Below are 22213 nucleotides of genomic sequence, written 5' to 3' on the forward strand. Positions count from 1 at the left end.
GAAGGTTATGAATCTCAGACATCAGGATTTGATAGTGGATCTTATGGTGAAGATATCACTCCAGTAGATGATGGGGAGATTCCATTTTAAATGTGAGGAGGGAATGAAATGAGTAGAGAAGCTGGAAGAGACGCTGGTGCAAGAAAAGGCGGAGCTAGAATGAGAAGAGCTAAGAAGAAGGTTTGTTCTTTCTGTATAGATAAATCAGAGTCTATTGACTATAAAGATATAAACAAATTAAGAAAATATATAACAGAAAGAGGAAAGATTCTTCCAAGAAGAATTTCCGGAAACTGTGCTAAGCACCAAAGAGAATTAACTGATGCTATAAAGAGAGCTAGAAACATAGCATTATTACCATTTACAACAGAATAATTATAGATTAACATATACCAATAGGTATCTTAATGAAAATTAAGATACCTATTTTTTTATTATCTTAATATATAATTTTTGAATAAGGTATGTAGAAATTGAAAATAAGTCTTAAAAATTAGATTTCCTACACATTAAATGCTATTAAATTAAAACACCTTCCCCATTTAGAGTAAAGGTTTAGGTTTACTCATTTTAGCATAGGTATATACAATTGATATAATAGTTAATTACAATTATACTAAATATTATCTTAGAGGAGATGGGTAATAAATGGTAAAAAGTTTAAAAGGAAAAATAACTTCTGTTTATTTATTTTTAGTACTTACCATAGCTATTGTTGGATTAGCGTCCGTATTCACTTTATATACTTTAAGAAAGTCTGTAGATGGACTTATGATAGATAATTATAAAAGTATTAATGCTTCAAATAATATGATGGAAGCTATAGAAATACAAAATGTAGAGATTATAAATTATATAAGGCTAGGTAAACAGGATGCTATAAGTAGTTATTATGAGAACGGTGATAATTTCTATAAGTGGTTTAATATAGAGAGAAATAATATAACTGAAAAAGGTGAGAGAGAATATGTGCAATCTATCCAAAAAACATATATTGAATTTTTAAAGTTATTTTCTAAATTGCAAGAAATAAAAAACTCTAGGGGAACTGAAAAAGCATTAGAATATTATGATTCAAGTATAATTCCCGTATTTACCAAGATAAGACAACAGTTAAGAGACTTATCATTAATAAATGAGCAAGTAATGATAAATAGCAAAGATGGTGTAACAGAAGATGCTAATAATTCAATGTATATAATTTTAAGTCTTTCAATAATAGCTGTAGTAGCAGGATTCTTTTTTTCTATATTTTTTACTAATAAATTTTTAAAACCCATTTATTTGTTAACAGAAACGATGAAACTTGTAAAGGAAGGAGATTTAAATCAACAAGCTCCAATAGTATCAGAGGACGAAATAGGTTCGTTAGCAAAAGAATTTAATAATATGACTAAAAGACTTCAAGTTTTTGAAGAAAGCACTCTTGGAAAATTAATGGATGAAAAAAATAAATCTATTGCTATTGTAAAAGGTATTTCAGATCCTCTTATAGTTTTAGACAGAAATTTTAAAATAATGTTATTAAATAATGCGTGTGAACAATTTTTTAAAGTAGATGAAGATATAGTTATAGGAAAGCATTTTTTAGAGGTTATAAGAAATGGAGATTTATTCGATTATATATGGAATGTTTATGATAGCAAAGAAAAGTATAGTGAAAAAATAATGAATTTAAAATATGATGAACGAGAATATTATTTCAATGTATCTATAACTATGATAGAAGATACCTATTCAGATGTAAATGAAATAATAGTATTCTTAAAAAATATAACTGAAATAAAACAAGTAGAAAAAATGAAAACAGATTTTGTATCATCTGTATCTCATGAGTTTAAAACACCGTTAACATCACTTATGATGGGCACTAGTCTTATTATGGATAATAATGTAGGAATTTTAAATAAAAAACAGAGAGATATAATGGAAACTATAAAAGAAGACACAGATAAATTATTAAATTTAGTGAATAATTTATTGGAGTTATCAAAGGTTGAATATGATAAATCCATTTTTGAAATTAAAGATTGTAATATTGAAGAAATAATACAAAGCTGTTTTAAGGATTTTTATAAATGTGCTGAAGCAAAGAAGATTCATCTACATTATCAAATAGAGAAAAATTTACCAATCATATCAGTGGATTTTGAAAAGTTATCTTGGGTAATAAATAACCTTATTACAAACTCCCTAAAATTCACAAAAGAACAAGATGAAATACTTATAACTGCTTATAAAGGAGAAGATAAAATTTATGTATCTGTAAGGGATACAGGTATTGGTATACCAGATGAATATATTACTAAAATATTTGATAAGTTTATACAAGTAAAAGATAAAGATTCTGATACCAGGGGGACTGGATTAGGGCTTGCTATTGCAAAGCAAATAGTAGAAGTACATGGTGGGCAAATATGGTGTGAAAGTGAACTTGGAGAAGGAAGTATTTTCACATTTACTATTCCAGTATAGCATTAGGGGGAGGTGAATAGCTATGGAAAAGGCATTAGTTGTAGATGATACAAAAAATATAAGAAATTTATTAACAACATGTTTAGAATTAGAGGGTTATAATGTCATTACAGCTAAAGATGGGGATGAAGCTATAGATATACTTAGGAATGAGAAATTAGGCATAATATTTTTAGATATAAAAATGCCAGGAATAAGTGGGACAGAGGTGTTAAGAAAGATAAGAAATATGGAAATTGAAACACCAGTAATAATAATGACAGCATTTGCAACAGTAAAAAATGCTGTAGATTGTACTAAAATGGGAGCTGTAGCTTATCTTCAAAAGCCTTTTACTGCAGATAAAATTAGAAATGTATTGAAAGAATTGCAATGTTATACAGAAGAGTCACATATACAGGATTATATTAGTTCCTCTAAGTATTTAATAGAAGCTGGCAACATTAATGAGGCATTAAGAATATTGAAAAAAGCGTTATCTATAGAGTCTACTAATGGAGAGATTTATTATTTGATAGGAGATGTTTATGAAAAATTAGGAAATTTAATGGAGTCAGATAGATTTCATCAGGTAGCAAAAATATTTAAAGCAAAGGGAAATTAATTTAATAAGGGAGTATGAAAAATATGATGGATGAATACTGTGACTTCAACAATGAGACTATAATAAATTTTTTGTCAGAGTTTAGTAATGATTATGGATTAACTAAAATAAAAAAGATATATTTATTTGTTAAAAACAAAATTGAATATGATACTTTTGGTAGTATGGAAAAATCATCTGAAACTTTAGTGATGGGAAGAGGAAATAATAAAGATAAAACACTATTATTATATACATTACTAAAAGTATGTGATTTTGATTGTACAGTATGTTGTGCAGAAGTTAAGGATAATTCTGAGATATTTATTAGAAGGGATAAAAAAAGTTTTTATTGGTTTTATATAAAGGTAAATTATTTTGGAAGAAATGTTGAACTAGATTGTAGCTTTGATAAAGAATATTTAAGAGTAACTTCTATAAAGAATACTGAACAAAATGATAACTATTTTATTGAAAATTATTTAATAGGCAATAAAAAGTTATTTGATATTATAAATAAAAATGTAATGAAGAAAAATGATGAAGAAAATGAAAGTATTTGTACAATGTTATGTGCTAATTAAAAGGGGGAGAAAAGCCGTGTATATAGTTATTATTGGTAGTGGAAGAATTGGAAGTACGACAGCTAGGAAACTAGGAGACAATGGACATGATGTTGTAATAATAGATAGCAGTGTAGAAAACTTAGAAAATACAGGAGGTTCATTTAATGGACAAAAGATAAAAGGGATAGAATTTGATAATGATACACTAATTGAAGCTGGGATAGAGAAAGCAGATGTATTTTTGGCCCTTACACCAGATGATAACAAGAATATTGTTGCTTGTAGAATAGCAAAAGACATTTTTAGTGTAAAGAAAGTTATTGCTAGGGTAAGTAATGCAAATATTGAAAATATGTATAAAGCATTAGGAATAGAAACAGTAAATCCTATAAGCTTAGCAGTGAGTACAATTGAGAATAAAATATTTTAAAAATAATTTAAAGGAGATATAGATATGAGAGCCATTATAGTAGGGGGAGGAAAGGTAGGATACTATCTATTAAAAACTTTGAAAGATGAAGGATATAAGGTTACGTTAATTGAAAAAGATGCAAGTATATGCAATAAAATAGCAGAAAAATTTGATGTTGATATAATTTGTGGAGATGGAACAGATATTGAGGTTTTAAAAGATGCAGGTATTGAATATTCCGAAATTGTTGCTGCAGTTACGGGCAAGGATGAAGAGAACTTTACAATATGCCAAATAATAAAAATAAACTTTAACTATTGTAAAACCATAGCAAGAATTAATAATCCTAAAAATAGCAGTATATTTAAAGCACTGGGTATTGATAAGACAGTATGTAGTACAGAAGTAATTGCAAATTTAATAGAAAGTGAATTAAATGACGATAAGATTAAAATAATACAAGCATTGGATAGAGGGGAGATGGTTCTCTTAGAGCTAAATATAGATAGAAAAAGCAGTTGGAGAAATAAAACAATAAGTAACATTAATGCTCCTAATGGCTGTATTATAGTATCAATTTTTAGGGATAAAAGGATAATATATCCTAGTGGCAGTATAGAGATTAAAGAAGGAGATAAAGTATTTATAGTTACAAATATGGAAAAGAAATATGAATTAGAGAAATGTATATAAAGGAGATGTTTTTATGTTAACTACAAAAAAAGTAATTAACGGGGTGGCCACAGAATTTATATTTACTATGGGATTAGTAGGTTTAATATTTGCTTTAGAATTTATAATAATGAGGTAAAATGTTATGAAAAGTGTTAGGGAAAAAAAAGACTTAAGCATAATATCATATTATACAGGTTTTATAATATTGGGAATTGCTATATTAATGGTAATTCCCATGATTACTTCTTTATGTTTTAAAGAGTGGAATGTGGTATTGGATTTTATTATAAGTTGTTGTATATCATTAAATTTAGGATTTTTATTTATAATTCTTGGTAGAAATAATATTAAAGGTAGTAAGTTTGAATGGAAACATGGTTTGGTAATAGCAGCTCTATCATGGATTATTTTAACTATAATAGCAGCTATACCTTATAGGTTAAGTGGAAATTTAAATTCTTTTATAGATGCATGTTTTGACGTAATGAGTGGATTTACAACTACAGGACTTATATTAATTCAAGATTTAGATCATGTATCTATGGGACTTAATATGTGGAGACATGTTATAACCTTTGTTGGTGGACAAGGAATGGTAGTATTTGCATTGTCCTTTCTTGTTAGAGATACGGTGGGGACATATAAGATGTATGTTGGAGAGGGAAAGGATATAGAACTTTTACCAAATATAAAAGGGACAGTTAAAACTATTTGGATTATAAGTTTTATATATCTTATAATAGGAACATTTGTATTATGGATTGATGGTATATATATAGGTTTAAATCCAGTATCTTCATTTTTTAATGGAGTAGTTATATATATGTCAGCATGGAGTACAGGTGGTTTCGCGCCAATGTCTCAAAATATTTTATATTACCATAGTTTATCTTATGAAGTGATAAGTATTATATTTTTTATAATAGGATCGTTCAATTTCGGACTTCACTATGCTGTATGGCAAGGAAATAAGAAGGAGATAATTAAAAATATAGAAACTCAGAGTTTTGCCATTACAGCTACTTTAACCAGCTTTTTAGCAGCAGTAGGGCTTTATAAGCTGGGTATATATGATGATGCTATTTCTATTTTTAGAAGAGCTGTATATAATGTTCTATCTGCTCATACTACCACTGGATTCGCAAATTTATATGCACGACAATTTGCATTACAATGGGGAGATTTTGCAATATTCATTATGGTAGTAGCTATGCTTATAGGAGGATCAGCTTGCTCTACAGCAGGTGGTTTTAAAGGACTTAGAGTTGGAATATTATTCAAGGGTGTAATGGGAGAAGTGAAAAGGCTATTATCTACGGAAAGAAAGGTTAGTGTATTTAAGTATCATTATATGAAAGAGAATATATTAACTGATGGAGTTGTAAAAAGCTCAGCTATTATAATAATGTGCTATATTGTAGTTTTTACTATTGGAACAGCTTTAGGAGCTTATTATGGATATCCACTTTCCAATGCTGCTTTTGAGTCTGCTTCAGCAGTTGGAAATGTAGGATTATCAATAGGGGTTACGTCTGTAGATATGCCTAATATGTTAAAGATTTTTTATATAATAGCTATGTATGTAGGTAGACTTGAATTTATATCGGTGTTTGTGTTAGTGGGATTTATTTTTGGAGGTATAAAAAATATATGTGTAGGGGATTTAAAATAGTTTTTACAATGCTTATTATCTTCATTATAGGAGCATTTAATTGTAAGGCTCAAGATAAAATAATAAAAATAAATGATCTAATAGAAGGAAATACAAAATACAGTGGTAAAGTAGTCACAATAGAAGGAGAAGCTGTAGGGGAAAGAATGAAAAGAGGAAATTATAGTTGGATTAATATAAATGACGGTAGTAATTCTATAGGATTGTGGTTGAAAAATAGCGATGCGGATAATATTAAGAGATTTGGGAATTATAAGAATAAGGGTGATATAGCAAAGGTTACAGGTACATTTAGTATAAATTGCAAAGAACATGGTGGAGATATTGATATACATGTAAATAATGTTGATGTTATAGAAAAAGGTAAGAAAGTTAACCATAATTTAAATGTAACTAAAGAAAAATTATCTATTATATTGGTAAGTTTAACTTTATCAATTGTAATGTTCTACTATAAAAGAAGAACCTTAAGAAACTAAATTTTAGGGGTCTACTCTAGCTGTATAGCAAAAGTAGACCCTTTTAACTTTATATTGTAAAATATTTATAGTAAACATATAATTAAAGTATGTATATGTTTAAGGGGATTTTTAAGTAAAATAGTATAAATAAAAAAACAAGGGTTAAAAGGGGAGGTTTCCATGAAAAAAGATGGTTTTAATATAATGAGAAATATCCAGGTAATAGAAGAACTCAAGGCAGAACTTTTATGTATAATTGGGGATTTTTTTAAACTTTTAACTAGAGGTAGTAATGTGGCACAAGGAGCTATACTTGATTGTATTTCCGGGGCAATAACTATACTATATATACTAGCTGAGAGATTAGGATATTCATACACTGCAGTAGATGAGAATATAAAAAGAAAGCTGAAAATGGGAATTATTGAAGATGATCAAATAGAAAAAGAAGGAAAGGATCTAAGTAGGTTATATGCTCATCTTAAAGAAAGACAATAAAGGAGGAACATATGAATAATAGAATTTATAATACTAAAAGTATAGTAGAGTCTGGACTTATAACAGCGTTAGTTGTAGTATTAGCTTTAATGAATATTTATGTACCCATATTTTCTGCATTAGGAAGGTTTATACTACCAATACCTATTGCTATATTATATTTAAGACATAATGTTAAGGTTACAATTACTTCCGTTATAGCAAGCGGAGCTTTAGTAGGTATGATATATAACCCTATTTCAGGATTAACATCAGCAATTATGTTCGGACTTACAGGAATAACCTTGGGATACTGCATAAAAAATCGTAGTAAAATATCAATTACATTGTTACTTTTATCAATATCTTCGCTTATAGGTACAGTAATAGATTTTGTTGTATATATAAATTTTATAATGGGAAGTAATATAAGAGGATTGATTGATGAAATGGTAAAAGCCATGAATGAATCTTTTGATTTAGCAATGAGCTTTTATACAAAAATGGGGGTTAGCCAAGAACAGTTTAAACCACTTTTAGATGCTTTTAAAATGTTTAATACTGATTTTTTATTAAAATTAATTCCAGGTATTTTAATTATGTCTTCTATTGTAGCTGCATATCTAACATATATAATAACAAGGCTTATACTTAAAAAATTAGGCTATAATATAAAAGAAATGACTAAGTTTACTGAAATATATGTAGATATAAAAATAGCTACTATTTTAGCAATCTTTTTATTATTAGGTGTATTGTTAGTAAGAAAAAATATAATAATAGGAGAATATATACTAAACTCTTCTCAGCTTTTATTGCAATATATCTTTTTAATTAATGGTGTAGCTGTAGCAGTTCATTATTTGAAAAATAAATTTAATATTTCGAAAGGTGTCATGATATTAATAATATTTTTTACTTTATTTTCTAAACTTGCAATGGTATATTTTATGTTAGGCTTAGCAGATGTAATAATGGATTTTAGAAAATTAGATCCAAATAGAAAATTAGGGGTAAAATAGCGAGGGCTTATTATGGATAATAAATATGATTACTTTACTACTTCTAATAAAATTTACATGATAATAATAGCAATTTTAATACTTGGTATTATGCATTATAATGTTGAGTTAGGAATAATATTGATTTCCTTTTATACAATTTTACTTATATATAACACAAAAAATAATAAAACGAGAAAGAACGAGTGGAAAAAGTTTATAGAGAACTTTTCGGCCAAAATGGATGATGCTTCAAGAAATACCTTATTAAAGCTGCCTCTACCTATGATTATCGTAGGGCTAAATGGAAATATATTGTGGTACAATCAAAACTTTTCTTTAATAATCAAAGGAGAGGATGTATTAGAAAGAAATATATCAGCAGTTATTAAAGGGTTTAATTTTAAGCAAGTATTAGATGGGAAAAAGAGCTATATCAAATGTACCCAAATAATGAATAATTATTATGATATTTATACTAATATAGTTGAAACTGATCAAGGCAAAAATACTAAGGACAAGATAATATTAGTTTATTTATGTGATATAACAGAAATGTACAATATAGTAAAAAGCATAGATGAAAATAAAGAAACTGTAATGCTTATAGAAGTAGATAATTTAGATGATGTTATAAAAACTACAGAAGAAGATAAAAGACCTATGATTATTGCAGAAATCGAAAAAAGTATAAATGGTTATGCTCAAAGTTTAAATGCTATGTTAAAGAAATATGGGTCTAGTAAATATGTACTTTCCATTCAAGATAAGTATATTCAAAAAGAAATGGAAAAAAAATTTGATATATTAGATTCTGTAAGGGAAATAAATATTGGAAATAAGCTAACAGTGACATTAAGTATAGGAATAGGAAGAGGAGGAGATACTCCTCTAGAAAATGAAAGTTATGCAGTGTCTGCTAAGGAATTAGCTTTAGGAAGGGGAGGAGATCAGGCTGTAGTAAAAAGCGGAGAAAAGTTAGCTTTTTATGGAGGGAAAACAAAGGAAGTTGAGAAAAGAACTAAGGTAAGAGCAAGGGTCATAGCCCACGCATTAATGGATTTGATTAATGAAAGTGATAAAGTGTTCATAATGGGACATATAAATGCAGATATAGATTGTTTAGGATCTGCTGTTGGAATTTATAGTACAGTTAAATCATTAAATAAAGAATGTTATATAATATTAGATGTAATTAATAATAGTATCAAGCGTATGATGGAAAGGCTTAAACTAGAGGATGGTTATGATAATGCATTTGTAGATAGTGCAAGAGCAATCGATAATATAGATGAGGATAGTCTTTTGATACTAGTAGATGTTCATAGCAAAGGTTATGTTGATAGCATGAAGGTTATTGAAAAAGCAAAGAGACTAGTTATAATAGATCATCACAGAAAATCTACTGATTCAATAGAAGGATCTCTATTAAGTTATATAGAGCCATATGCTTCATCAACATCAGAATTAGTTACAGAAATGATACAATATATGGTAGAAAAGCCTAAGCTAAAAACTATTGAAGCGGAGGCTTTGCTTGCGGGTATATGTGTTGATACAAAGAATTTTTATTTTAAAACAGGGGTTAGGACCTTTGAGGCTGCTTCTTTTTTAAGAAGATTAGGAGCAGATACTTTAGATGTTAAGAGATTATTCTCAGATGATTTAGGAACTCATTTGAAAAAATATGAGATAATAAAATCAGCTAAAGTAACAAATGGAATAGCGATAGCTATATGTCCACCAATAATAGAAGATACTGTATTGGCTGCACAGGCAGCGGATGAGCTACTAAATATTACAGGTATCCATTCCTCCTTTGTATTTGTTAAAATAGGAGAAGAAGTTTTTATAAGTGGTAGATCCCTTGGTGATATAAATGTGCAGGTAATACTAGAATCTTTAGGAGGCGGAGGACACATGACTATGGCTGGAGCTAGACTTAAATCTGTTTCAATTGAAGAAGCAGTGCAAAAGTTAGAAAATGCTATAGATAAATACTTAAGGGAAGGTGAAGAGAAATGAAGGTAATTTTATTATCAGATGTAAAAAATGTAGGTAAAAAGGGAGATGTGGTAAACTCATCAGATGGGTATGCAAGAAATTTTTTATTCCCAAGAAAGTTAGCTATAGAAGCTAATGATGCAAATATGCATGTCTTAAATAATAAAAAGGAAGCAGAAAGAAGACAAAAGATTGCAGAAATTGAGGAAGCACAAAAAGTAGCTAATTTCTTAAAAGGTAAGGAAATAAGATTAAAAGTTAAATCAGGAGAAAGCGGAAGACTATTTGGATCTATTACAGGTAAGGATATATCAGAAGCAATAAAGAAGAATTTTAATATAGATATAGATAAAAAGAAAATAGTAGTAGATGCTATAAGACAATTAGGCGGTTATGAAGTAGAGGTTAAGGTATATCCAGAAGTTTCTACAAAAATTAAGGTTGTTGTCGAAGAGCAATAAGGAGGATAAGTGTGAAATCACAATTTATTAATGATTTTGAAAAAGATTCATCTAAATTTCTACCTTTAGATATGCAAATAAATGTACTATTTGAGATTATAAAAAAAGTTCTAGATGAGAAAGCTATAAGATCAAGAACTGTAAAATTTAAACTTCAAAATTATATAGACAGCAATAACGATTATGAAAGATTATATGCTCTAAATAAAATAATAAGTGATGGTAAGGGTATAAAAGTAATTCCTGATGAAAAAAATGTTTTTGAGGCTTTAGACAATACTAATACATGGATATCAGAAAACTTAGCTAAAAGATATGTTCAAAGTAATATAGAAAAAGAAGTAGAAAAAAACTTAATTGAAAAACAAGATAAATACATGGATGAAATAAGGCTTGGCATTATAAAAAAACAAAAGGGCCCTGAGAATGGAAAGACTCTTAAAAAGTATGCTGAGTTAGAAGTCTTAGATTCCAAAAAACTTACAAAAAGCATACAAAGTTTATTAAGACCAGAGTCTTTTTCTGAAATTGTTGGACAGGAAACAGCTATAAAATCTTTACTTTCAAAGATAGCATCTCCATATCCACAACATATTATACTATATGGACCACCAGGAGTAGGAAAGACTACTGCGGCTAGGTTAGCATTAGAAGAGGCTAAAAAGTTAAAAAATACTCCTTTCGATGAAACGGCTAAATTTGTTGAAGTCGATGGAACAACTCTTAGATGGGATCCACGAGAGATAACTAATCCATTGTTGGGTTCCGTACATGATCCTATATATCAGGGTAGCAAAAGGGACTTAGCAGAAATTGGGGTACCTGAGCCTAAACCAGGATTAGTTACAGAGGCGCATGGAGGAGTACTATTTATTGATGAAATAGGGGAATTGGATTCTATTTTACAAAATAAGTTATTAAAAGTATTGGAAGATAAACGAGTTGAATTTTCATCATCATATTATGATCCAGATGATGAAAATACACCTAAATATATAAAATATCTTTTTGAAAATGGAGCTCCAGCAGATTTTGTACTTATAGGAGCTACAACAAGAGAGCCTCAAGATATAAATCCAGCATTAAGATCTAGATGTACAGAAGTCTATTTTCATCCTTTAACTCCTAAGGATATAGAATCTATAATAATAAATGCAGCTCAAAAATTAAATATAGATTTAGCAGATGGTATACCAGAAATAATAAGTAGATATACCATTGAAGGAAGAAAAGCAGTAAATATTTTAGCAGATGTATATGGATATGTACTTTATAGCAAAAATCTTGATGCAACTAAAGATAAAGTAAGAATAGAGATAGAAGATCTAAAAGAAATTATAGGAATAAATAGACTAGTTCCTTATGAAGAAATGAATAATGAAGATAAATATGAAGTAGGTCATATTTATGGATTAGGGGTTAGTGGATATATTGGTTCTACATTAGAGATCGAAGCATCTGTTTTTGAGGCAAAAGAAAAGGGACATGGTAAAGTAAGATTTAATGATACTGCAGGAACTATGGCCAAGGATTCTGTATTTAATGCAGCCTCAGTTATAAGAAAACTTACAGATAGAGATATAAGTGATTATGATATACATGTAAATGTCATAGGTGGAGGAAGAATAGACGGGCCTTCAGCAGGTGCGGCAATTACTATATGTATAATAAGTGCGCTTTTAAATAAACCTATTAGACAAGACATAGCTATTACTGGTGAGATATCTTTAAGAGGTAAAGTTAAGCCAGTAGGAGGGATTTTTGAAAAGATATATGGAGCAAGAAGAAAAGGAATTAAGCTTGTATTAGTTCCAAAGGATAATTTAAAAGAAGTTCCAACAGGACTTGAAGATATAGATGTAAGGACAGTAGAGGATATAGAAGAATTAATGAAAATAGTATTTTAGAAATAAGTTTAAACATTAAAAAAGTGTTAAAACTTACTACTAAGGAGAGATGAGTATGAATGCACCATTAAAAAGTATGCCTCATAATATAGAAGCTGAACAATGTGTGCTAGGTTCTATGATGCTTGACAAATCTTCTATAGCCCAAGCTTTGGAGTTGCTTATTAAAGAAGATTTTTATAAAGATGCACATCAAGTAATGTTTAATGCTATATTAGATTTATATCAAAAAGATATAGCTGTAGACTTAGTAACTATTACTGAAAATCTTCAAGCAAAAGAAAAATTGGAAGCAGCAGGGGGAATCACATATATAAGCCAGGTTTGTGGCTCTGTGATTTCTACAGCAAATTTACAGTCTTATATAAAAATAGTTAAAGATAAATCTACATTAAGAAAACTTATAAGAGCTTCAACAGATATAATAGAAAATAGTTATAATAAACAGGATGATGTTGAAGCAATTGTAGATTTAGCTGAGAAAAAAATATTTAATATAGGAAGTAATAGAAATACTGGTGATTTTGAAGCAATGAGTACTGTTTTGGAGAGAGGTTTCTTTGAAATAGAAAAAATGTTTAATAATAAAGGTGGGGTTACAGGTGTACCTTCAGGCTTTCCTGAGTTAGATTCTAAAACATCTGGATTCCAAAAGGGAGACATGATACTCATAGCAGCAAGACCATCTATGGGAAAGACAACTTTTGCACTGAACTTAGCTCAGTATGCAGCATTAAGAGGTGGTAAGAGCATAGCAGTATTTTCTCTAGAAATGTCAAAGGAACAACTTGCCTATAAACTTTTATGTTCAGAAGCAAATGTAGATATGCTTAAGTTAAGAACAGGAAACTTAGAAGATAAAGATTGGGAGAATATTGCAAAAGCTTCAGGACCACTATCTTCAGCAAGAATATTTATCGATGACACTGCGGGTATTTCTGTTATGGAAATGAGATCTAAATGTAGAAGGTTGAAAATAGAGAATGGTATAGACATGATAGTTATAGACTATCTTCAGCTTATGTCAGGTAGTAGGGGGTCCGAGAGTAGACAGCAAGAGGTATCAGAGATTTCTCGTTCTATAAAGGCTCTTGCAAAAGAAATGGAGTGCCCAGTAATAGCTTTATCTCAGCTTTCTAGAGCCCCAGAACAAAGAACAGATCATAGACCTATGCTTTCTGACCTAAGAGAATCAGGTTCTATAGAGCAGGATGCTGACTTAGTTATGTTCTTATATAGAGATGAATATTATAATAAAGAAACAGAGGACAAAAATGTAGCAGAATGTATAATAGCAAAACAAAGAAATGGTCCTACAGGAACAGTAAAACTTGCTTGGTTAGGACAATTCAGTAAGTTTGGAAGATTAGATGTAGTACATCAAGAATAGAGATATAAAAAGGAGGTATTTTTACCTCTTTTTTATTTCTATCTGATGATTACTCCCTTTAATATTCTCATTTTGTTCAAAGCGGAAGTAAAGATCAGTTACATCCATAGATAAAGATTTCTAAGCTTCAAAGGGAGTTTTTACTTCCTTTGAAGCTTAGAAATCTTTTTGTGAGTGAACTATAAAATTTGAATATTATGTTTTATTATGGTAAAATATATGATATAAGTTTGCTCCTGTAGCACAGTTGGTAGTGCAGCTGATTCGTAATCAGCAGGTCGCAGGTTCAAACCCTGTCAGGAGCACCAGAAAATTAATTAAGTTCTGTAATGCCCGTTTATTTCAACATATTTATATGTCAAATCACATCCCCAGGCTTTTGCACTATATTGTCCATCGCTTAAATCTACATATAATACAATACTGTCAGTTTCAAGAATTTTTCTAGCCTTATCTTCATCGAAATTTATATTCATTCCATTTTTAAATACTTCAATTTCTCCAAGAGAACTTTTAAAAGTAAGACTTACCTTATCTATAGAAAATTCACCATCTGAATATCCAAGAGCACAAATTACCCTTCCCCAGTTTGGGTCACTTCCAAATAAAGCTGCTTTCACCAAATTTGAAGATACTATTGACATAGCACATTTTTTAGCGCTATCTATACTACATGCATTTACAACATATGCTTCTATAAGTTTAGTGGCTCCTTCACCATCTCTTGCTATTTTTTTTGCAAGTTCCATGTTTATAAAATCTAAAGCCTTTTTAAAAATTTTATAATTATCATTTTCAGAATCTATTATTTTATTTTCAGCAGCCCCATTAGCAATTGCCAAAAACATATCATTAGTGCTTACATCACCATCTACGGAAATCATGTTGTAGGAATCTTTAGCACTGTTTTTTACTGCTTTATTAAGCATTTCTTTGCTTATATTAGCATCTGTTACCACGAAGCTTAACATAGTAGCCATATTAGGCTTAATCATTCCAGAGCCTTTTGCGGCACCACTAAGCACTACTTTTTTACTATCCATCTCTATTTCTACAGTTATATATTTAGCCTTTGTATCAGTAGTAAGAATAGCTTGTACAGTATCATCTCCACCGTCACTGGAAATTTTACTACAAACTTTTTTTATGCCATTTTCCATAATATCCATTGGAATAGGCACACCAATTACTCCAGTAGATGCTTGCAGTACTTCTTCCGGTTTTAAACCTAGTTCTTTAGCAGTAATGTCATTTATAATTTTTGCATCCTTAAAACCATTATCACCAGTACATGCATTTGCATGTCCACTATTTATAATAATAGCTTGAGTATTATGATTTTTTATATTTTCCATATTTAAAACTATACAAGCAGCCTTTACTTTATTTGTAGTAAATGTACCTGCTGATACAGCATTTTTTTCGCTATATATAATAGCAAGATCTTTTTTAGAACTTTTTTTGAGACCTGCTGCAATTCCTGCTGTCTTAAATCCTTTAACATCACTAATAAAACTGTTATTTAATATTTTCATATATTATTTCCTCCTTCTAAATCAAGTGATTATTAGGTTCAGGTGTAGTTTGCTTAAGAGAATTACTCTCTCCATCTGAACCTTATTAAGAGAGTTCTTAGGAGCTTTGCTTCTTAGAAATCCTTATCCTTTAGGGGAAGAACTTATCCAGGAGCGTAGCATCCGCTAGCTTCCACCTGTAGAAAAGCATAGAACCAAAATCTTTGATTTTGTGTGAATCGCTTTCACAGAGTGTGTAGGGAGTATTGCGGATGGTAGCTATCAGATAAATTTAAATTATTATATTTGCATAGATAGAAGATCAAGGCCTTCTTTTTCATCAATTCCAAACATTATATTCATATTCTGTATAGCTTGTCCTGCTGCTCCTTTTATTAAATTATCTATAGCAGATATAACAATTATTTTATTAGTTCTTTTATCTATTCTAATAGCAATATCACATAGATTACTTCCTCTTACATTTCGTGTATCAGGTAAATTTTTTAAAATTCTAATAAAATATTCATTACCATAAAATGAATTATATAAGTTATACAAATCTTCTTCTGATATATATGTTTTTAAGTTGGCATAGCAAGTTGCTAGAATACCACGATTCATTGGTATTAGATGAGGAGTAAATGTTAATATAACTTCCTTTTTAGCTGCAGCGGATAATTGTTGCTCAATTTCAGGAGTATGCCTGTGTTCAGCTACACCATATGCCTTTACTGATTCATTACATTCACAAAATAATGAGTTGGTTTTCAATGCTCTACCTGCACCTGATATACCTGATTTTCCATCTATGATTATGGAATTTGTATCTATTAAGCCTTCTTTTAATAAAGGATACACTGCTAAAATACTTGCTGTAGTATAACAACCAGGATTAGCAATGAGATTACTTGTTTTTATTTTTTCCCTATATATTTCTGGAAGACCATATACAGATTCTTTTAGTAAATTTTTTGCATTATGTTCTATGCCATACCATTCCTTATATACTTCAGCAGAATTTAACCTATAATCTGCTCCCAAATCTATAACTTTTATGTTATTTAGCAAGGCTTTTTTTACAATATTGAAGGAGCTTCCATTAGGTAATGCAATAAAGAGTACATCAATCTGATTTAATTTACATTCACATTCTTCAAGGCTTATGCATTTATTTTGTATAAAGTTAGAGTAATTGTTGTATATATCACTAAATTTTGAGCCTGCATAATTATGAGAGCACATAAACTTGAGTTCTACTTTTGGATGTTTGTGCAAAAACCATACTAACTGTTGCCCTGCGTAACCAGTAGCGCCGAGAATTCCTGCAGTTATCATACTATCACCTCCTGAAAATATATATAGATTATACATAAAAATAAATATATATTCAATAGATTTTATAAAAAATATTGAATATATATAAATAAGATAGTATAATTATTCAAAAATCATATTATTATGTTTGAAAGTTGGTGTAATAAAATGGAAACTCAGAAAGACCTTGAAATTTTCAAAGGTAACACTTTTGTCATTAAGTACGGTGGCAGTATAATGAAAAATAAATTTTCTCAAAAGGCATTTTTTGAGGACATTTTAGCTTTGAGACTTGCAGGAGTTAATATAGTAATTGTTCATGGAGGTGGGCCTGAAATATCAAAGTGGTTAAAAAAAGTTGGTATTGTAAGTAATTTTATTAATGGACTTAGGGTCACAGATAAAGAAATAATGGAAATAGTAGAAATGGTTTTATCTGGTAAAATAAATAAAGATATATCATCTTGCCTTAACACTACTGGAATAAAAGCAATAGGAATTAGTGGAAGCGATGATAATCTCATAACTGTTAAAAAGAAATACTTGAATATAAATGATCAGCTTGTTGATATTGGTTTCGTTGGTGAAGTCCAATCCATTAATAAAGATTTAATTATCAATCTATTAAATATGCACTGTGTTCCAGTTATATCTCCTATAGGATGTGATACGGAAGGAAGTAAATATAATATAAATGCAGATTATGTTGCATCATATATAAGCTCAGCATTAAGGGCAGAAAAGCTTATTATTTTAACAGATGTTCAAGGTATATATAAAGATATTAATGATAAGTCAACCATAATAAATTATATTGTAGCTAATGAAATAAAAAATTATATTAATTTAGGTATTATAAGTGATGGAATGATACCCAAAATAGAATGTTGTATTGATGCATTAGAAAAAGGAACTGAAAAAGTTTATCTAATCGATGGAAGAAAAGAACATTCTTTAGTTAACAATATATTTTCTAATTGTGGTACTACTATTAGTTTGAAAGGTGAGATGAAAAATGACAAAAAATAATTTAATGAATACTTATAAAAGATATGATGTAAACTTTGAAAAAGGAGTAGGGGCAAAGTTATACGATGTAGATGGAAATGAATATTTAGATTTTGTAGCAGGAGTTGCAACTAATTGCCTTGGACATTCAAATCCTGTTATTATAAATGCTTTATTAAAGCAGAGTGCTAAACTGATGCATATATCAAACTATTATTGGAACTCAAATTCTATAAATCTGGCAGAAATACTTTGCCAGAATAGTGATCATGAGAAGGCGTTTTTTTGTAATAGTGGAACTGAAGCTATAGAAGCAGCGTTGAAGCTGGCTAGAAAGTATGGAAGACTTAATGGAACAGAGGAAAAGAATAAAATAATATACATGAACAACTCTTTTCATGGAAGAACAATGGGTGCTCTTACTGTAACTGGACAAAAAAAATACAAGGAAAACTTTACACCTATAATGGGAGGAGTGGACTCAGTAAACTTTAATGATATTGAAGAAATTGAAAGCATATTTAATGATAATGTTTGTGCAGTAATACTAGAACCAATCCAAGGAGAAGGTGGAGTAATTCTTGCGCAGATTGATTATTTAAGAAGGGTTAGAGAACTTTGTGATAAGTATAATTCACTTTTAATATTTGATGAGGTTCAATGTGGAATAGGAAGAACAGGGAGTTTTTTTGCATATAAAAAATTTGGCATAATACCAGATGTTGTATGCATGGCTAAAGCTCTTGGAGGAGGGTTTCCAATTGGGGCTATAATTGCAAATTCAAAAAGCTGCTCAGCTTTCGTTCCAGGAGATCATGGTACAACATTTGGGGGGAATCCATTAGCTTGTGCAGTTTCATGTGCTGTATTGACAGAACTAATAGAGGGTGGAATAATTGATTCTGTAGATGAAAAAAGCAAGTATATCTTTCATAAACTTAACAATCTAAAACAAAGATATTCAGTAATAAATGAAATTCGGGGAATGGGTTTATTAATTGGAATGGTTATGAAAATAGATTCAAAAACCTTTGTAGATGAATGTTTTAATGAAGGATTACTTTTAGTGTGTGCAGGAGAAAATGTTGTACGATTGATTCCACCACTTAATATAACTATGGATGAAATTAATATAGCTATAAATATTTTAGAAAAGGTTTTGCTAAAGTTTTGCTAATTTTTTGCATATTATTTAAAATAAAATCTATAAGTTAATAAATTTATAGGTTTTATTTTGATGTTTTTTAATGAATATAACGATATAGAGCGCTACAAGTAGATTAATGGATTATAAAAGGACCATCTTTAAGAATAGGGTCTTTTTATGCAATAAAATTTTTTTGTACTTTTACATTTTTTTTTATATAATATTCTTTGACCATAGCCGATATAATAGTATGAGTTACATATTTTGAAATAGATTTGTAACCAGTTATGTTTATTAAAGTTGTATAATATAATTAATGTTTATGATTAAATATTTAAGGAGGCAGAAATGAAAAGGATTTGCAATTTTACAAAGGCACTATTGCCAACATTTATTTGTGCAATTGTGTTAACCGGTATACCTACTAAAGCTCATGCTGCTAATAGTGTGCCTAGTGGAGAAATTGGACAAACTATTAACAACAAAACTGAAGAAAAAGTGGTTATTATACCACCTATAGAAAATACAATACTTAAAAATGCTTCTATGAAATTTAATAATTCTACTGTTTACGAAACTAGTCTAACACCATTTTTAATTAATTCTAATTATGATGGAAAAGTAAATTATAGAGTGTTTTTGCACTCTTTAGATAAGAATGAGTGGACAGACCTTAGTGTAGGATACACTTTGGATAGAAACGGTAAAGATCCATATCAAGTAAATATATTTAGAATTACTTCAGGAAACTATGAAATTGTAACTTTTGCTAAGAATGCTAATTCAGAAGGAAATTCAAGCATTAATATAGAAGAATATAATGTAAAATATGATGACTATAAGATACAAAGATTCCAATGCATAAAGAATGGAGAACCAAAGCTAAATGTAACAGTAAAAAATAAAACTCCATTATATGAAGGAGCTTCACAAGAAGTAACTTTAGAAACTGATGGTTATCATGGATTGGTAGAGTATAAGGTATGGTTATACTCTAATAATACAAAAAAGTGGACAAATATTACAACACAACCTGGAAAAGAAATAAATTCTGAAGAGGCTTATAATATACCTACAGGTAAATTATCAGCTGGATCATATAAATTATCTATAAGAGTTAAAAAAGCAGAAAGTCAAGGTAGTCAAAGCGATAATTTAGGAGATTATGATGATATAAAGAATATTGATATATCTGTTATAAAGAAACCTACACCTGGACCTACAGTACCTTCAGCACCTAAAATAGAGCCTATGTATGTAGGAAATGATAATGAAAACTCAAAAATTAGAATAAGAAAAGATGCAAGTACAAGTTCAGCTATAGTTGGAGGCATATATGGAAGTACTCAAGAAGTAAAAGTTCTGGGTAAAAAAGGAAATTTTTATTATGTACAAGCTAAGGATTATGATACACTTAATGAAGTAAAAGGATATATTAGAAGTGATTATATAAAGCAAGTAACACCGTCTAGTAATTATAGTATTGTAGTTGATATAAGTGATCAAAAAGTTTATATATATAAAAATAACAAACTTAATCAGACATTTATATGTTCTACAGGTATGGACGCAACTCCAACTCCAACGGGTAGATATTTAATTGGTGGAAGAGGAGAGTCTTTTGGAAGAGAAAAAGGATATTTATGTTATAACTTTGTAAGAATAAACCATGATTATTTATTCCATAGTGTTTTACATTATGTAGATGGTAGCATTATTCAAGAAGAATATAAAAAGTTAGGAAAGAAAGCTTCTCATGGGTGTATAAGATTAAAGGATGAGAATATTAAATGGATTTATAATAACATACCAAGAAATACATTAGTAGTTATACAAAACTAATATAAAAAGGCAGCTTATTTAAAATAACAAGCTGCCTTTTTATATTAAGCCCCCAGACTTTCTTCACCATCATTTGACAAATTAATGTCCTTTACTAATTCAGAATTTCTTTTGTATTTACTAGCAATTTTATCTATAAGCATAGCTAAAGCACAATCCCCAGTTATATTTGTAGCTGTACCAAAGCTATCTTGTGATACGTGTAATGCTATCATAATTCCTTGTTGAGGTTGAGTAAACAAAAGCATGTCCTGTAATAGTCCAAGAGAAGCGTATATTCCACCACCAGGTATTCCAGGAGCAGCTACCATTGTAATACCAAGCATTAGTATAAATGGAGCCATCATTGCAAATGTAGGAATAGTACCACTCATCATTAAAACTGCCATAGCAGATAAAGTTATTGTAATAGTATCTCCTGCAAGATGTATAGTAGCACATAATGGAATAACAAAGTTAGCAATTTCTTCAGAAACCTTATTATTTTTAGTACATTTTAATGTAAAAGGTATAGCTGCAGCAGATGATTGAGTTCCTACAGCTGTTAAGTATGCAGGTAGCATGTTTTTTAATGATTTGAGTGGAGCTTTACCACTTACTACCCAAGCTATAGTATATTGTATGGATAAGTAGATTACTTGTACAATAAGTAGCATTGCATATACTATAGAAAAAGATTTTATAGTTGATACTATTTCACCATTAGCTGTAAGTTTGGAAAATATTCCGCATATGTGAAACGGAATAAATGGGACTAAAACATTTTTTACAACTAATTCTACTATGCCTTGAAAATCATGAAAAACATTCATCAATGACTTTCCCTTTATATAAGATATACCAAGTCCCAACATAAAAGCAGTAACCAATGCTGTCATTACTCCCATTATAGGAGGTATTTCTATTTTAAAGAAGGGTTCTAAATATAAAGTTGATTTTGGTGCAAGTTGTCCAAATTTAAGAACATGAGGTAGAATAGATTTTCCAGTTATAAAGGCTAGTGCTCCGGCGAATATAGTTGAAGCATAAGCAATTATAACAGTTAACCCTAAAAGTTTTCCTGAGCCACTTCCAAGTTCTGAAATACCAGGTACAATAAATCCAATGATTATAAAAGGAATAATGAAATTAAGAAAATTCCCAAATATACCTGAAAAGGTTGTAAGTATTCTAACTGGAAATACAAAACCTGTGTATTTTCCAATAGTTCCAATAATAATACCAAAAACTATTCCTAATATTAATTTAGGAAATAAGCCAATTTTTTTTAACATAATATACCCCCTTGTAAGATTACAATT

Annotated in this window: 20 protein-coding genes and 1 tRNA gene; 18 read left to right on the plus strand and 3 right to left on the minus strand. The window is 29.4% G+C overall.

The annotated features are described in order from the left end of the window. Positions 1 to 108 precede the first annotated feature (108 nt). From rpsR to T514_RS0118285, 15 genes are all read left to right on the plus strand, one after another. Positions 109 to 375 (plus strand): 30S ribosomal protein S18, encoded by a 267-nt coding sequence (rpsR, locus tag T514_RS0118210; RefSeq protein WP_027626071.1) that lies wholly within the window; start codon positions 109 to 111, stop codon positions 373 to 375. A 273-nt stretch (positions 376 to 648) separates the two neighbouring features. After that, positions 649 to 2475, plus strand: coding sequence for an ATP-binding protein (locus T514_RS0118215; protein ID WP_027626072.1), 1827 nt, complete (start codon positions 649 to 651; stop codon positions 2473 to 2475). 22 nt (positions 2476 to 2497) lie between these two features. Further along, positions 2498 to 3079 (plus strand): response regulator, encoded by a 582-nt coding sequence (locus T514_RS0118220; protein ID WP_027626073.1) that lies wholly within the window; start codon positions 2498 to 2500, stop codon positions 3077 to 3079. Between the two features lie 23 nt (positions 3080 to 3102). After that, a complete protein-coding gene (locus tag T514_RS0118225) occupies positions 3103 to 3642 on the plus strand; it encodes a transglutaminase domain-containing protein (RefSeq protein WP_027626074.1) in 540 nt (179 codons plus the stop codon). 16 nt (positions 3643 to 3658) lie between these two features. After that, positions 3659 to 4054, plus strand: a complete 396-nt coding sequence (locus T514_RS0118230) for a potassium channel family protein (RefSeq protein ID WP_027626075.1) — start codon at positions 3659 to 3661, stop codon at positions 4052 to 4054. Positions 4055 to 4078: 24 nt separating this feature from the next. Then, positions 4079 to 4729: a potassium channel family protein gene (locus T514_RS0118235; RefSeq protein ID WP_027626076.1), complete on the plus strand. Its 651-nt coding sequence runs from the start codon at positions 4079 to 4081 to the stop codon at positions 4727 to 4729. A gap of 124 nt (positions 4730 to 4853) precedes the next feature. After that, positions 4854 to 6383: a TrkH family potassium uptake protein gene (locus T514_RS0118245; RefSeq protein ID WP_027626077.1), complete on the plus strand. Its 1530-nt coding sequence runs from the start codon at positions 4854 to 4856 to the stop codon at positions 6381 to 6383. Then, the gene (locus tag T514_RS0118250; RefSeq protein ID WP_027626078.1) at positions 6362 to 6862 is read left to right on the plus strand and encodes a hypothetical protein; all 501 of its coding nucleotides are present in this window, start codon (positions 6362 to 6364) and stop codon (positions 6860 to 6862) included. The genes T514_RS0118245 and T514_RS0118250 overlap by 22 nt, the downstream gene beginning before the upstream one ends. A gap of 162 nt (positions 6863 to 7024) precedes the next feature. After that, positions 7025 to 7342, plus strand: coding sequence for a MazG-like family protein (locus T514_RS0118255; protein ID WP_027626079.1), 318 nt, complete (start codon positions 7025 to 7027; stop codon positions 7340 to 7342). An 11-nt stretch (positions 7343 to 7353) separates the two neighbouring features. Beyond that, positions 7354 to 8343, plus strand: a complete 990-nt coding sequence (locus T514_RS0118260; protein WP_027626080.1) for a YybS family protein — start codon at positions 7354 to 7356, stop codon at positions 8341 to 8343. Positions 8344 to 8355: 12 nt separating this feature from the next. After that, entirely contained in the window at positions 8356 to 10347 is a 1992-nt protein-coding gene (locus T514_RS0118265) for a DHH family phosphoesterase (protein WP_034869619.1), read from the plus strand. Continuing rightward, positions 10344 to 10787: a 50S ribosomal protein L9 gene (rplI, locus tag T514_RS0118270; RefSeq protein WP_027626082.1), complete on the plus strand. Its 444-nt coding sequence runs from the start codon at positions 10344 to 10346 to the stop codon at positions 10785 to 10787. Before T514_RS0118265 ends, rplI begins: the two co-directional genes overlap by 4 nt. A 71-nt stretch (positions 10788 to 10858) precedes the next feature. Next, the gene (gene lonC / locus T514_RS0118275) at positions 10859 to 12694 is read left to right on the plus strand and encodes a Lon family ATP-dependent protease (protein WP_207640952.1); all 1836 of its coding nucleotides are present in this window, start codon (positions 10859 to 10861) and stop codon (positions 12692 to 12694) included. Positions 12695 to 12749: 55 nt separating this feature from the next. Continuing rightward, on the plus strand, positions 12750 to 14084 hold the full coding sequence (locus T514_RS0118280) for a replicative DNA helicase (RefSeq protein ID WP_027626084.1): 1335 nt from the start codon (positions 12750 to 12752) through the stop codon (positions 14082 to 14084). Between the two features lie 232 nt (positions 14085 to 14316). After that, positions 14317 to 14392 (plus strand) — tRNA-Thr (locus T514_RS0118285). A 9-nt stretch (positions 14393 to 14401) separates the two neighbouring features. Here the strand turns inward: T514_RS0118285 and argJ are convergent. Continuing rightward, positions 14402 to 15619 carry a bifunctional glutamate N-acetyltransferase/amino-acid acetyltransferase ArgJ gene (gene argJ / locus T514_RS0118290; RefSeq protein WP_027626085.1) on the minus strand — a complete coding sequence of 406 codons (1218 nt, stop codon included), beginning with the start codon at positions 15617 to 15619 and terminating at the stop codon, positions 14402 to 14404. A gap of 279 nt (positions 15620 to 15898) precedes the next feature. Further along, entirely contained in the window at positions 15899 to 16936 is a 1038-nt protein-coding gene (gene argC, locus T514_RS0118295; protein WP_027626086.1) for an N-acetyl-gamma-glutamyl-phosphate reductase, read from the minus strand. 123 nt (positions 16937 to 17059) lie between these two features. Between argC and argB the strand changes: the two genes are divergently transcribed. The 3 genes from argB (at position 17060) to T514_RS25880 (ending at position 20912) form a co-directional block, all read left to right on the plus strand. Next, on the plus strand, positions 17060 to 17944 hold the full coding sequence (gene argB, locus T514_RS0118300; protein WP_051542143.1) for an acetylglutamate kinase: 885 nt from the start codon (positions 17060 to 17062) through the stop codon (positions 17942 to 17944). Continuing rightward, positions 17931 to 19100, plus strand: a complete 1170-nt coding sequence (locus T514_RS0118305; protein WP_027626088.1) for an aspartate aminotransferase family protein — start codon at positions 17931 to 17933, stop codon at positions 19098 to 19100. Before argB ends, T514_RS0118305 begins: the two co-directional genes overlap by 14 nt. 318 nt (positions 19101 to 19418) lie before the next feature. Continuing rightward, positions 19419 to 20912: a L,D-transpeptidase family protein gene (locus T514_RS25880; RefSeq protein WP_051542144.1), complete on the plus strand. Its 1494-nt coding sequence runs from the start codon at positions 19419 to 19421 to the stop codon at positions 20910 to 20912. Between the two features lie 44 nt (positions 20913 to 20956). Here T514_RS25880 and T514_RS24935 read toward each other — a convergent pair whose 3' ends face one another. After that, on the minus strand, positions 20957 to 22186 hold the full coding sequence (locus T514_RS24935) for a dicarboxylate/amino acid:cation symporter (protein ID WP_051542146.1): 1230 nt from the start codon (positions 22184 to 22186) through the stop codon (positions 20957 to 20959). Positions 22187 to 22213 lie beyond the last annotated feature (27 nt).

The organism is Clostridium lundense DSM 17049 (assembly GCF_000619945.1).
GTDB lineage: Bacteria > Bacillota > Clostridia > Clostridiales > Clostridiaceae > Clostridium_AO > Clostridium_AO lundense.